Consider the following 13424-nt stretch of genomic DNA (forward strand, 5'->3'; position numbering starts at 1 on the left):
TACGCCATCACTCCGGAATGTAGATGATTTTATGGGGACACAGCCGTCCTTGTTTAGCACGGGCAAGGCCAATGACCTCATGACCGTTGCGCTCGATGACATAAAGTTGTCCTTCTTCAATGCCGCGAACCGTCGTGGCGACCCCTTGGGCAATGCGGCGGGCTTGGATGTCATTGACCTCACGATGCGGAAAATGACGCAGCACCACATCCAATGAAAGAGCGGTCCCATAGGGGTCCTGCTGGATTTCCTCCAAGGTATGAGCGTTTTCCAAGGTGAAGTCCCCCACTTTTGTGCGTAAAAGAAAACTCATGGTTCCTTCCATGGCAAGCTTTTTAGCAATATCCTCACACAGGGTCCGGATAAAGGTTCCCTTGGAACAAGTGACTTCAAAGAGCAGGGTCTTTTTCCGATAAGTCAAAAGGGATAGATCATGGATGGTAATGGGTCGAGGCTCCCGTTCCACTACAATCCCCTGTCTGGCTAGTTTATAGAGTTTTTTGCCGCCCACACTGATTGCCGAATACATGGGGGGAACCTGCATGCCCTCCCCAACAAAGGATTGGAGGGTTTCCTTGAGTTCAGCAAGATCAAGGTCCCGAACAGGACTTTCCGCAAGGACTTTTCCCTCCAAATCTCCCGTATCGGTACGAAAGCCAAAGGTCAGCTCCGCCCGGTAGGTCTTGCGGTCATGGGCCGCATATTCCAAAAAGCGCGTTGCCTGCCCAGTAAAGACAGGTAAGACACCGGCAGCCATGGGATCAAGGGTTCCTGCATGACCGATTTTTTTCATTTGGAGGATCTTCCGCATGGCGCCAACAACATCGTGACTGGTCATCCCCGGTGGTTTCAGCACATTGAAGATGCCGTCCATGTTAGGCTCCTTGCAGGGCCTTCGAAAGGGCCTTGATCAATGATTCTTTGGCTTCGGGAAGAGGCGCTTTGATGGTACATCCCGCAGCTTTCACGTGCCCACCGCCGCCAAAGGAAAGGGCAATCTGACTGACATCGACCGAACGAGAACGCATGCTGACCCGCGTCTCATCTTCTTCCACAGCCTTGAAGACCACGGCCACTTCCACGCCTTCAATATAGCGTGGATAGTAGATGAAGCTGTCCGTGGAAATCTCCTTTCGATAAAGGCCATGATGGATTTCCAAGGTGCTGATCTTTCCACCTTCATAGAAGGTCAGCGTCGGCAGGACCTTGGCCAGCAGTTCGATGGTCTCCCTTGATTTCATCTCCAGGATATCGGAAATCTCGTCGGGATGGACGCCATAAGGCAGAAGCTCTGCGGCAGCCATCATGCACGCCGGCGTCGTATTTCCATACTTAAAGAAGCCGCAGTCCGTGACAATTGCCGTATAAAGGCAGATGGCCATGTTTTTATTGATGGGAACGTGATTTTCCTTAAAGAGCCGATAAATGATCTCACCGGTTGCCGCTGCCTTTGGGTCAAGGAGCAGGTAGTCGGCGTAATGCGTATTAGAAATATGGTGATCGATGTTGAGGATGGGAGATGACAAGGCCGCTTCATTGGCCCCCATCCGGTCCTTGGAGCTAGCATCAACCACAACAGTAAGATCCGTGGGAATGGTCTCCCCTTCCGCCACCTGATGGTACCCATCCGCACCGGGCATGAATCGATAGGTCGGGGGAATGACATCATCCACAAGAAGGTGCACCGTCTTTCCCTTTTGACGGAGTGCTTCAGCAAGGGCAAGCCCGGATCCCGTCGTATCCCCATCAGGGCCGATATGGCTGACGATGGCAATGCGGGAAGCCGTCATAATGAGATTCCACGTTTCCTGATAGCCCACGTTTTTACTCATGATGGTCTTCTTTCTCTTTGATTTCCTTCAGGATAGACTCAATATGAGCCGAGTATTCCATGGACGTATCTTTATGGAAGCTTAAATGGGGCGCCATCCGAAGTTTGATGCGTTTGGCAATTTCCGTCCGGAAATATCCCAGGCAGCTCTGAAGGCCTTTCCAGGCCTCCTCCTGCTGTTTTTCAGAGCCATAAAGGCTCACATAGATCTTGGCATAGCTGAGTTCATTTGTGACTTCAACGCCCGTAATGGTAACAAATTTTACACGCGGGTCCTTGACTTCACGCAGCAGCATATTGCTCAATTCCTGTTTGATCAGGGCCTGAAGTTTTTCAGCCCGTAATTTTGACATAGTACTTCTCCTTAGTCAGCTGCGACTTCTTCCATGATGTAGACTTCGAGCTGGTCGCCTTCCTTGATATCGCGATAGTCGGCAAGGGTGAGACCGCATTCATAGCTGGCCGCAACTTCCTTGACATCATCTTTGAAGCGGCGCAGGGAATCAAGTTCACCTTCATGGACAATGATTCCGTCGCGGACAAGGCGAATCTTGGCGTTTCTCGTAATCTTCCCGTCCTTGACATAAGCACCGGCAATAAGGTTCTTGTTGATGGGAATAACCTTACGGATTTCAACATGGCCAATGATCTTTTCCCGGAACTTCGGTGCCAGCATCCCCTTGATAGCCGCTTCAACATCATTGAGGGCATCATAGATGACGCGGTAGGTCCGGATATCGACCTGTTCGGTCTCGGCAGCTTTGCGCGCATTGGCATCAGGACGAACGTTGAAGCCAATGATGAGGGCATTGGAAGCACTGGCGAGCATGACGTCCGATTCGTTGATCGTACCGACACCGGAGTGCACAATCACAACCTTGACTTCCGTGTTCTTGATATTCGTAAGGGCCTGTTCAAGGGCCTGGATGGTTCCTTGGACATCGGCTTTGACAACGATGTTCAGGTCCTTCATTTCCCCTTCCTGGATACGGCTAAAGATATCATCAAGGGAAACCTTGGCTTTCTTCTGCTCGTCCATCTTTTGCTTATCCAGCCGTTTTTCAGCAACAACGCGCGCCGTATGTTCATCCGTTGCATCAAGGAAGTCACCGGCTTCTGGCACATCGTTGAGGCCCAGGACCTCAACCGGCGTAGAAGGGCCGGCCTTCTTTACTTTTTCACCCCGGTCGTTGACCATGGCACGGACTTTGCCATAAGTTGTTCCAGCAAGGATGGAATCACCGATATGGAGCGTCCCGCGGTCAACAAGGACCGTTGCCACCGGTCCACGGCCCTTATCCAGTTTAGCTTCAATGATGGTACCATGGGCGGGCAGGTCGGGGTTTGCTTTCAATTCGAGCATATCGGCTTCCAAGAGAATCATTTCAAGGATATCGGAAATCCCCGTCTTCTGGCGGGCCGAAACAGGAACCATGATGGTATCGCCGCCCCAAGCTTCCGGAATGAGACCGTGTTCGGACAGCTGCTGCATGACAAAGTCAGGGTTGGCCCCTTCTTTATCGATTTTGTTGATGGCAACGATAACAGGCACATTGGCGGCCTTGGCATGGTTGATGGCTTCCAGTGTCTGGGGCATGACGCCGTCGTCCGCGGCAACAACAAGGACAGCAATATCCGTGACCTGAGCCCCTCTGGCACGCATGGCCGTAAAGGCTTCATGGCCCGGCGTATCCAAAAAGACAATGGGCCTGCCTTGGCAAATAACACGGTAGGCACCGATGTGCTGCGTAATCCCGCCAGCTTCACGGGCCGTCACATTGGTCTTACGGATAGCGTCAAGAAGGGACGTCTTCCCATGGTCAACGTGACCCATGACGGTAACAACAGGGGGACGGGGCTTGCGTTTGGCCGGATCATCTTCGACTTCCGGAAGTTCCGTCGGATCCTGTTCAGGAGGCGGTTCCTTGATTTCACAGTTGAAGTCCATACCTACGAGCTCGGCCGTTTCATGGTCAATTTCCTGATTGATGGTCACCATCTTCCCTAAGAGGAAGAGCTTCTTGATGACTTCATTGACATCGCGGCACAAAAGTTTGGCAAAGTCCTTGACACTGATGCTCTCGCCTACTTCAATGCTCGTCGGACGAACGACTTCAGCCTGCTTTTTCGGTGCGGCCTGGTTGTTGTTTTTGTGTTTATGGTTTTTCATCATATGATCTGCACTGCGTAAGGGGCGTGTATCGCGGCTTGCGTACGATCCCTTGATTTTTTCCTTTTTCTCCTTATGTCCGAAGTTCTGGTTTCTTTTTCCCATATCCTTTCCGGCATGGGGGCTGTTCATATTGAATCCGCTGTTTTGCGGACGGCCGCCGTTATTGCGGGGATTGTTCTGGCTGCGGCGGTTATTGCTGGTACCGCCGCGGTTATCCCGATTGTCATTATGACGGGGGCCATTCCCATTTGCTCTGCCATGGTTCTGCTGGCTGCCGCGGCTGCGATCATTATGGTCATTATGGGCAGTGCTTGCTCCATTATGCTGAGTGCGCTGACCATTTTGCTGATTCATGCGGCCGCTGTTTTGACGGTCCCGATTGTCAGGGCGACGGCTCTCCCCGCCATGACCGTTATGGTCGCCATGTTGGCTTCCCTGCTGATTGTGGCCTTCCTTGCGGCGGTCTTCCCGCTGCTGGTCTTTCTGAGCAGGCTGCGCTGGATGAACAGGAGCAGCCTTGGGAGCAACTCGTTCCTTCGGCTGGCCAGAAGATTGCTGAGGCGCCTGAACCTTTTGCGGGGCTTTGGGTCCATTTCCCTTGCGGCCCATTTCCTTGAGGACCGTTTGCCGGACCCCTTCATCGACGGAGCTCAGGTTACTCTTGACAGCAATGTTGCGGCCCTTCAGGAAGGACACGATTTCCTTGCTGTCCACATTGATTTCTTTGGCGATCTCATATATTCTAAATTTTGTCATCCGCACACCTCCAGTAAAACGACTATATCATCATTTTCATAAAGTTCTTATCTAATAACACGACAGCAGCGCGAGGGGCCTTCCCAAGGGCTTGGCCAAGCCTTGCGGCTGTAAGACGTTTGGTAAAAGGAACATGGGTCTCTTTGCAGAGAGCCACCACTTTTTCGACCGTCCGGGGTGCTGCGTCCTCGGCAAGGACAGCATAGCAACCCATTCCCTTTTTCAGGGCTTCGCTGACGGCCATATCGCCAGATGCGGTCTTTCCTGCCTTTTGGGCAAGGCCCAAAGCAAAATAGAGCTGTTCATCGGTCTTCATGATTTTTTCAGTTCCTCTAACAAGGCATCCTTGCATTCCTTGGATACAGGTATGTCAAAAGCCCGTTCCAAGCTCTTTGAAGCAAAGGCTTTTTGGATGCAGCTGGGATCATCACAGACATAGGCACCGCGGCCCGCCTTTTTTCCGGTCCGGTCAAGGACAATGTCCCCATCCGGTGTCCGAACGATGCGAATCAGATCCTTCTTGTCCTTTTTGGTGCCGCAGCCAATACAGCTCCGCTGCGGGATCTTCTTGACCTTCATGCTTCATCCCCGTTTTCTTCACCAGCTGCGGCTTCCGCACTTTCACGAGCCTGGGTCTCACTCTTGATGTCGATTTTCCAGCCAGTGAGTTTAGCTGCAAGCCGAGCATTCTGGCCTTCCTTGCCAATAGCAAGGGAAAGCTGGAAGTCAGGTACGACGACACGGCAAATCTTGTGTTCGGCATCGGCTGCTGCCGATACGACCTTCGATGGGGAAAGGGCGCTGGCGACATATTCTTCCGGATTGTCACTGTATTTGACAATGTCAATCTTTTCGCCGCCCAATTCATCAACAACGGTCTGGACACGCATTCCCTTAGGACCGACGCAGGCACCAACAGGGTCAACACTGGGATTGGTGCTGTGGACCGCAATTTTGCTGCGCATCCCCGGTTCACGGGCAACGCTGTCAATGATGACAGTTCCATCCTGGATTTCCGCCACTTCCAATTCAAAAAGACGTTTCAAAAGACCAGGATGGGTCCGTGACAGGATAATTTGCGGCCCCTTGGTCGTCTTTTTGACTTCGACCACATAACATTTGATCCGCTGATGGTATTCATAGGTTTCCCCCGGAATCTGTTCGTTGGGAAGGAGCGTTCCCTCGGCCGTGCCCAGATCGACAAAGATGTTGCGGCCCTCGATGCGCTGGATAGTTCCGGTAACAATATCGTTTTCCCGATCGGAATACTTTTCGTAGACCATCCCTCGCTCTGCTTCGCGGATGCGTTGGACAATGACTTGTTTGGCATTTTGGGCAGCAATGCGGCCAAAGTTCTTGGGCGTCACTTCTTCTTCCACAACGTCCCCCGCCTGATAGCGCGGGTTCAGCTTGAACGCTTCGTCAAGGCTGATTTCGGTCAGGGGATTTTCCACTTCCGTTACGATATTTTTCTGCGCATAGACGTGGATTTCCCCATTTTCCTTGTTCATGGAAACCCTGACATTCTGAGTGGAGCCGAAATTCTTCTTATAGGCTGTGATGAGCGCCTCTTCCACCGCACTGTACAGTACGTCCGGAGAAATATGCTTCTCCTTGGCCAGCTGCGCAATGGCTCTTACAAAATCCGCATTCACTTGTAAAATCCTCCCTTAAAAATCCAAATGTGGTCTGACAGATGAAATAAGCGACCGCTCCAGGGTCACTTTCTGTTTCTTGAAGTTTTTCACGACCAAATGGGCTTCATCGTGGCTGACGAGTTCATAGGTCTGCACCTTCTTGCCTTCAAACGGGGCATAAAAGGATACATCAATCTTTTTTCCATAGTGATCGACGTAATCACTGTCCTTTTTAAGCGGTCTGTCAATCCCGGGGGAAGAGACTTCCAGATAGTACTGTTCCTTGATGACGTCTTTTTCATCCAATACTTTTTCAAGGTCACCGCTTACAGCCGTGCAGTCATCGATATCGATACCCCCTTCTTTATCGATGTAGACCCGGAGATACCAGTCCCGTTCCCGGACATATTCCACATCGACAAGTTCTACGCCGCACGCTTCACAAATGGGAAGGGCGAGCTCGCTGACCTGTTCCACGATTTTCTTTTTGTCCATTTGGCACCTGCTTCTTTTTCATTCATGATTCCGGAGAGCACCGGATATTGGAGCAAAACATCGGTCCGCACCTTGCTGCCCCCTCCCCACTTCCAGGGAGAAGGAAAATCGACTGGGAGCATGCTCCTTTTGCTCCTTGTAAACGAAAGAGCGGGTATAAATACCCACTCTCCAAGGTTTGCCTCAGTTTTCTATCGTTCATTATAACACGTACGCCAAGGAAAGGCAAGGAACTGTGCGCTCTCTTCGGCTTCCCGCCTTATTGGTTGAGCAGATACGCGTTTAAGGCCTGGGATAACTCCATCCCCAGCGTATGAGGAGATAAGGGCGTCCAAGCGCTGTCACGGACGGTGGACTCGCTGATCATGGTGCCCTGCCGGCGGCTGTAATCCGCGCGGTACAGGTCCATATAGGTCTTGAGTCTCACATCGTAACGGGAATAAAGAAAGGTCGTGTTACCTCCCCGGCGGACCCATTTGTTCCAGACCGTCAGTATGCCCGTCTCTTTATCATAGCTTAGGGAACGGGAATCAAAATAGACTTCATAGTGGGAGTTCATGGCAGCCAGTTCCCAGGCAGCCTCCTTGTCACTCGGCACGGTGGGAAGAGATTCTTCCTCAAGGGTTGAAAGCTTGTTTCCTTTTTGGGAGGATGTTGCCGCTTCTTCCGTAGATTCCTGCCTCATTTTATTTTTTTCTTCCGCCCGTCTCAAATACTTTTTCCAGGAAGGCTCTTCCTGTTCCGCCACAGATTTTGCTTTGGCCTTTTCCGCGATAGGATCCGCCATTTTTTGGGGCACATCCATTTTCTTTGCTGGGACGGCTGCCATTTCTTTTCTCCCCGCCACGGATTGGGCCGATGTTTCAGGCTGCACGGTCTTTTTAGGTGCAGCCTCTTCTCCGGTTGAAGTTCCAAGGGCTTCTCCAGTCAGGCCTTTTCCCGCAAGCGCTTCTCGTGCCGCTTTGCCGCGGCTCGTATAGCGTTTCCACAGAGGCTCGTTGGAAAGGACTTCTTCTGCTTTTTGACGGGCAAGAGCCGCTTCTTTATCTTTTTCTTCCTTAGCAGCCGCTTCCTCGGCAGCTCTTTGTTTGGCCCTGGTTGTATATTTCCGCCACTGGGCACTTTCCGCGGCGCTTACCGCTGCCGAAAAGGGCATGGCTGCAATCGCGCCGAGGACCAGGACGGTGATGATTTGCTTTTTCATGGCTAAATTTCCTTTCCCCCAAAAACTTATTTTAACCTTTTTATTTTACCATATTTTAAGCGCTCCGTCAGGCCAATTTATCCTCAAGGCAGCATAAGGAAAAGCGCGGCGCTTTCCTTTCCTCCAGCTATTTTGTAACGGTTACGGCGTGCATCTTTCGTCCATTTTTGTCATAACAGATAAACTCCAAGGCCTCATTTGAAGCCCGAAGAAGCAGATAATTCCTATCCTCCGGTTGGGGTGCCACCATCTTGTCAAGGGCATGCTGCTTCCATAGCCCCGGGTACTGCACATCACCGGCAACCCCGGTCAAAAGGTAAAGGGGCCCTGTTTCATCACGGCGGAACCCCTTGATATGCCCGCGGTCCCGGAAGGTATGGAGATGGGCCGTAAGCACGGCATCCACTTGAGCCTCGTCAAAAATGGGCATAAAAAAGCGTCCTGTATCAGAAAAACCTTCCTCCCGCGGGGTCGGTCTTGAGGCAAATCCATACTGCAGCACATCACGGTGCATAAGAACGACTTTCCATTTCTTTTTTGTTCCTGCCAGATCACGCCGCAGCCATTCCGCCTCATCCTTAAGAAGATTCGGTTCCCACGCCTTGAGTTCACTGTCCTGGGTATTGAGGACCGTGAAATGGACCTCCCCGACATCAAAGGAATAAAATTCCCCGGCATAGCGGGCATCGCCTGCAGGCAGCTGAAAAAGCTGGAGATAAGCCAGAGGTCGGCGCACTTTCCAATCAAGGGTATAGGTCTCATGATTGCCGAGGAGGGGAGCCACGGGGATCCGTTCAATCACGCCTTGAAGGGCATCAAACCAGGCATCCCACTGGTAGGCATGCTCCCCGTTATCCACAAGGTCCCCCATATTCACAAAAAAGGACACGTCAGGATGGTCTTTAAAGGCCTTTTGAGCAAGGGCCTTCCAGCCGCTGTAATCAGCGGACTGGGAATCGGGAAAGATAAGCGCCGAAAAAGAGCCCTGTGCCGGCGTTTCAAGGGGCATCCAGGGGCTGCGTTTCCGGTCGTTGCCAACGCGGTATTCATAGCTTGTACCGGGCGTAAGGCCAGTCACCATGGCCGTATGGAGATGACGCGTGACTCCGTTATCAGTAAAGACGGAAGACGTGGCCGGGACAACTTGGCTTGCCTTCTCCCCTTTTTTCCGGATTTCGGCAAGCGCTCTATTGTCTTCATCCTGGGACTGCCACATCAAGGTCCGACTCGTGGAAGGATCTTGGGTCATGATCTGCCGGATTTCATAAGCATCAGCACGGCTTGTCAGATCATAGCGATGGAGAAGGGAACGAATCTTATTTTCGACTTGGAAGCGAGGTTCTGCCAGCTGAGGCAATGTGAAGCATATCACCAAGGCAGCTATGAGAAACATGACGGCCGTCAGTACGTATTTTCTTCTTTTCATGGGGAAAAACCTTGTCCTTTCGTTTTACTGGCTCCTATCATACTGTAAAATCAGGCGGAAGAAAACTATTTCTTATGCATGACGGTCCATACCTCATAAGCATAAAAAAGAAAGGGCCCACCGAAGCGGTACCCTTTCGATATATGGATATATGGATTAAGCTTTTGCGTTGCGGGCTCTTTGACGGGCGCGTTCCAAACGGGAAAGGATCTTCTTTCTCATCCTAATGCTCTTAGGCGTCACTTCCACCGTTTCATCTTCGTTGATATGTTCCAAAGCGCCTTCCAAAGAGAAGGTTTGCGGCGGAATGAGCCGGACGGCATCATCACTGCCAGCGGCACGCATGTTGGAAACATGCTTCTTCTTGCAGGGATTGACATCCATATCATCCTCACGGCTGTTTTCCCCAACAATCTGGCCTTCATAGACCTGTTCACCCGGATTGATATACATAGTGCCGCGAGCCTGGCACTTATCAATGCCATAAGCGGTCGTTTCACCAGCTTCAAAAGCAACAAGGCTGCCGCGCGTACGGCCGGGGATATCCCCCTTATAGGCACCCCAACCGGCAAAGACGTGATTCATGATGCCGTTGCCTTTGGTATCGGTGAGGAACTGGCTGCGGAAGCCAATGAGGCCGCGGGCCGGAATGATGAATTCCATGCGCAGATACCCGGACATTTCCGTCATGTTCTGGAGTTCGGCCTTACGAATGCCCAGACCTTCCATGACAGGACCCATGAAGTCCTGCGGGACGTCAATGGTCAGAGCTTCCATTGGTTCCAGGAGCTTGCCGTTTTCGTCGCGGCGCATGATAACACTCGGTTTACCAACCTGCAGTTCAAACCCTTCACGGCGCATGGCTTCGATCAGGACGGACAGATGGAGTTCACCACGGCCGGAAACCTTGAAGGTATCTGGGGAATCCGTATCCTCAACACGCATGGACACGTTTGTTTCCACTTCTTTATACAGGCGTTCACGAATATGGCGGCTTGTGATGAAATCCCCTTCCTGACCGGCAAAAGGACTGTCGTTGACCGAAAAGGTCATGGACAGGGTCGGTTCGTCAACTTTGATGCCAGCGAGCTGTTCCGGATTTTCCGAATCAGCAATGGTATCGCCGATTTCAACATCCTGCAGCCCTATGAGAGCAATGATTTCCCCGGCTTTGGCTTCCTGGGTCTCGACCCGTTTCAGGCCTTCATAGGTATACAGACGGCCAATTTTTTCATTGGTCCGCTGATCGTCGTGCATAAGACAGATCATCTGGCCATTCTTGATGGTCCCGCGGACAATACGGCCGACAACGATGCGGCCGACATAGTCATCATAGTCGAGGGTATTGGCAAGCATCTGGAGCGGGCCGTCCACATCAACATCAGGAGCCGGGATGGTGTCCATGATGACCTTAAAGAGCGGATCGAGGTTATCACTGTCATCATCCATGGAAAGTTTCGCAATGCCCTTCTTGGCAGAGCAATAGACAACAGGGAAATCAAGCTGATCATCGGAGGCATTCAGTTCAATGAAAAGGTCAAGGACCTCATCAACAACTTCATCCACGCGCTGATCCGGACGGTCGATCTTGTTGATGACGACAACTGGTTTCAGATGATGTTCCAAAGCCTTACGGAGCACGTATTTGGTCTGGGGCATCGGGCCTTCATATGCATCTACGAGCAGTAATACACCGTCTACCATGTTGAGCACACGTTCCACTTCGCCGCCGAAGTCAGCGTGGCCCGGCGTATCCAAGATATTGATCTTGGTGCCTTCATGCATGACGGACGTGTTCTTGGCAAGGATCGTAATGCCGCGTTCACGTTCCTGATCATTGGAGTCCATGACACGTTCCTGCACCTTTTCATTGGCACGGAAGACATGGCTCTGTTTCAGCATGGCATCGACCAAAGTCGTCTTACCATGGTCAACGTGAGCGATGATGGCAATGTTACGCAAATCATTTCTAATCATAAAAGCCTTATCCCCTCTACACTTGATTCAGATAGATAAATCAAGAGGATGCTTATAGAAAGCATCCTCCTTAGACTACAAAATTCGACTTAACAATTATATTCTTTTAAAGGAATACTGTCAACAGAAAATCCTTATTCCCTGATTTCCCGCCGTTCAGAAAGAGTCACGGGCAACGGAAAGAGGTAAAGGAAGCGCTTTTTAGGCGAAAAGACGGCTTACACATTTTTCATGATGTCGTCGACGTATTTCTTGATCTTCATGAGGCGTCCCTTGATATCCGGGACAAGAGCCACATTGTGGACCACTTTCTGCATGATCCGCCCCTTGTAGACCAAGTAGGTCTTTTCGAGGCTGTGCATCAGGTCGCTCAATTCCTGGACAGCCGGTTCCATCTGGACAACCTCCGTCGGGATGATATGCCACTGCGTCCCATCGATGACAGCCGTATCGCCATAATTGGGGATATAGGCAGCTGTTCCCAATTCCGTCCGAAGCAATTCAGCAAAGGTGGCTGCAGAATCGTATTCACCATGGACCACAAAGAATGCGTTGGGGCGCCGGATCATGCCCTTATAAAGGTCCATCATCTGATGTTTATCCGCATGGGCCGAAAAGCCGGTCATATTATAGATTTTGGCTCCGACGACGATTTCTTCGCCCATAATCTTGACTTTCTTGGCACCATCCACGAGCTGCCGTCCCAAACTGCCTTCTGCCTGATAGCCGGCAAATATGACGGAACTATCCTTACGCCACAGGTTGTGTTTCAAATGATGGAGCACACGGCCCGCGTCAGCCATGCCGCTGGCAGAAATGATGATCATTGGGCTTGGCATGTCATTGATGGCCCGCGATTCTTCCGGTGTTTCAGTATAATGGACGTTGGGCATGTCGATGAGGCGTCCCCCCTGTTTTTGATAGATGGACCGTGCCTCTTCATCATACTCATCCGGATTGAAGAGCATGACCTTGGTTGCTTTAATGGCCATAGGGCTATCAACCATAATGGGAACAGTTGGAAGCTTACCGCTTGACATGAGTTTCTGGAAATAGTAGAGCATGACCTGTGTACGGCCAACGGCAAAGGCCGGAATGATGATGTTGCCGCCGCGGGAAAGGGCATCCTTGATGATTTCGAGAAGTTCTGCCTCGCGGTCTGCCGTTTCATGGACCCGGTTGCCATAAGTGGATTCCGTGATGATGAAATCCGCTCCGGAAAGCTGATGGGGATCATCAAGGATAGGCACGTTTGGCTGGCCAATATCGCCCGTATAGATGAGCTTTGTTTCCTTGCCGTTTTCGCGTACAATGACATTTACGAGGGCACTTCCTAGGATATGACCGGCAACACGGAAGCGAATGGTCACCCCGTCACAAATTTCAAAATTTTCATCATAATCGTGGCAGACAAACTGTTTTAATGCCAGATACGCGTCGTCCACGGTATAAAGGGGCGTCACGGCTTCTTTGCCTTTACGCAGTCCTTTACGGGTCTCGATCTCCGCATCCTGTTCCTGGATATGGCCGCAGTCCGGCAAGAGGATCTCGCACAGCTCCTTTGTTACATGGGTACAGTAAATGGGGCCTTTAAAGCCTTCCTTGACGAGACGGGGCAAAAGCCCGCTGTGGTCGACATGGGCATGGCTGAGTACAACCGCGTCGATTTCACCAGGGTGAAAGGCAAATGGTTTGCGATTGAGGCTGCGGATCAGTTTGGGCCCTTGGAACATGCCACAGTCAAGCAGGATTTTCTTGCTGCCCACTTCAAGCATGTGGCAGGAACCTGTTACGACCTTATCGGCACCGAGGAACCGGATCTTCATGATAGTCACCTTCCTTAGCGGAAATATTTTCTGATTATTGCCTATATTATACCATGTATATGTGACAAAAAGAGGAAAAAATTTCCCCCTTTTTTACCC

At 51.3% G+C, this 13424-nt stretch carries 12 protein-coding genes; all 12 read right to left on the reverse strand.

What is annotated here, in order from left to right; translation table 11 throughout:
• Positions 1–7: 7 nt before the first annotated feature.
• Positions 8–874, reverse strand: coding sequence for a tRNA pseudouridine(55) synthase TruB (gene truB / locus H503_RS0101320; protein WP_009015236.1), 867 nt, complete (start codon positions 872–874; stop codon positions 8–10).
• Between the two features lies 1 nt (position 875).
• Positions 876–1832: a DHH family phosphoesterase gene (locus tag H503_RS0101325; protein WP_009015237.1), complete on the reverse strand. Its 957-nt coding sequence runs from the start codon at positions 1830–1832 to the stop codon at positions 876–878.
• Positions 1825–2184, reverse strand: coding sequence for a 30S ribosome-binding factor RbfA (gene rbfA, locus H503_RS0101330; RefSeq protein ID WP_009015238.1), 360 nt, complete (start codon positions 2182–2184; stop codon positions 1825–1827). The genes H503_RS0101325 and rbfA overlap by 8 nt, the downstream gene beginning before the upstream one ends.
• 11 nt (positions 2185–2195) lie before the next feature.
• A complete protein-coding gene (infB, locus tag H503_RS0101335; protein ID WP_016459449.1) occupies positions 2196–4760 on the reverse strand; it encodes a translation initiation factor IF-2 in 2565 nt (854 codons plus the stop codon).
• 22 nt (positions 4761–4782) lie between these two features.
• Positions 4783–5076 (reverse strand): L7Ae/L30e/S12e/Gadd45 family ribosomal protein, encoded by a 294-nt coding sequence (locus tag H503_RS0101340; RefSeq protein WP_014128713.1) that lies wholly within the window; start codon positions 5074–5076, stop codon positions 4783–4785.
• Positions 5073–5339, reverse strand: a complete 267-nt coding sequence (rnpM, locus tag H503_RS0101345; protein WP_014128714.1) for an RNase P modulator RnpM — start codon at positions 5337–5339, stop codon at positions 5073–5075. Before rnpM ends, H503_RS0101340 begins: the two co-directional genes overlap by 4 nt.
• Positions 5336–6415, reverse strand: a complete 1080-nt coding sequence (gene nusA, locus H503_RS0101350) for a transcription termination factor NusA (RefSeq protein ID WP_009015241.1) — start codon at positions 6413–6415, stop codon at positions 5336–5338. The genes rnpM and nusA overlap by 4 nt, the downstream gene beginning before the upstream one ends.
• A 15-nt stretch (positions 6416–6430) precedes the next feature.
• The gene (locus H503_RS0101355) at positions 6431–6892 is read right to left on the reverse strand and encodes a ribosome maturation factor RimP (RefSeq protein ID WP_009015242.1); all 462 of its coding nucleotides are present in this window, start codon (positions 6890–6892) and stop codon (positions 6431–6433) included.
• 259 nt (positions 6893–7151) lie between these two features.
• Positions 7152–8096, reverse strand: coding sequence for a hypothetical protein (locus tag H503_RS0101360; protein ID WP_009015243.1), 945 nt, complete (start codon positions 8094–8096; stop codon positions 7152–7154).
• A 127-nt stretch (positions 8097–8223) separates the two neighbouring features.
• Entirely contained in the window at positions 8224–9522 is a 1299-nt protein-coding gene (locus tag H503_RS0101365; RefSeq protein ID WP_016459448.1) for a purple acid phosphatase family protein, read from the reverse strand.
• A 156-nt stretch (positions 9523–9678) separates the two neighbouring features.
• A complete protein-coding gene (typA, locus tag H503_RS0101370; RefSeq protein ID WP_009015245.1) occupies positions 9679–11499 on the reverse strand; it encodes a translational GTPase TypA in 1821 nt (606 codons plus the stop codon).
• Positions 11500–11717: 218 nt separating this feature from the next.
• Positions 11718–13325, reverse strand: a complete 1608-nt coding sequence (locus tag H503_RS0101375; RefSeq protein ID WP_014128717.1) for an MBL fold metallo-hydrolase RNA specificity domain-containing protein — start codon at positions 13323–13325, stop codon at positions 11718–11720.
• Positions 13326–13424 lie beyond the last annotated feature (99 nt).

Origin of the sequence: Acidaminococcus intestini DSM 21505, from assembly GCF_000425045.1 — a bacterium.
Lineage (GTDB): Bacteria > Bacillota > Negativicutes > Acidaminococcales > Acidaminococcaceae > Acidaminococcus > Acidaminococcus intestini.

Coding starts and splice junctions, on each gene's coding strand:
- H503_RS0101325 (WP_009015237.1), bottom strand. CDS start 1,832: ATGAGTAAAAACGTGGGCTATCAGGAAACGTGGAATCTCATTATGACG.
- H503_RS0101355 (WP_009015242.1), bottom strand. CDS start 6,892: ATGGACAAAAAGAAAATCGTGGAACAGGTCAGCGAGCTCGCCCTTCCC.
- typA (WP_009015245.1), bottom strand. CDS start 11,499: ATGATTAGAAATGATTTGCGTAACATTGCCATCATCGCTCACGTTGAC.
- infB (WP_016459449.1), bottom strand. CDS start 4,760: ATGACAAAATTTAGAATATATGAGATCGCCAAAGAAATCAATGTGGAC.
- rbfA (WP_009015238.1), bottom strand. CDS start 2,184: ATGTCAAAATTACGGGCTGAAAAACTTCAGGCCCTGATCAAACAGGAA.
- H503_RS0101365 (WP_016459448.1), bottom strand. CDS start 9,522: ATGAAAAGAAGAAAATACGTACTGACGGCCGTCATGTTTCTCATAGCT.
- H503_RS0101340 (WP_014128713.1), bottom strand. CDS start 5,076: ATGAAGACCGATGAACAGCTCTATTTTGCTTTGGGCCTTGCCCAAAAG.
- H503_RS0101375 (WP_014128717.1), bottom strand. CDS start 13,325: ATGAAGATCCGGTTCCTCGGTGCCGATAAGGTCGTAACAGGTTCCTGC.
- H503_RS0101360 (WP_009015243.1), bottom strand. CDS start 8,096: ATGAAAAAGCAAATCATCACCGTCCTGGTCCTCGGCGCGATTGCAGCC.
- truB (WP_009015236.1), bottom strand. CDS start 874: ATGGACGGCATCTTCAATGTGCTGAAACCACCGGGGATGACCAGTCAC.
- rnpM (WP_014128714.1), bottom strand. CDS start 5,339: ATGAAGGTCAAGAAGATCCCGCAGCGGAGCTGTATTGGCTGCGGCACC.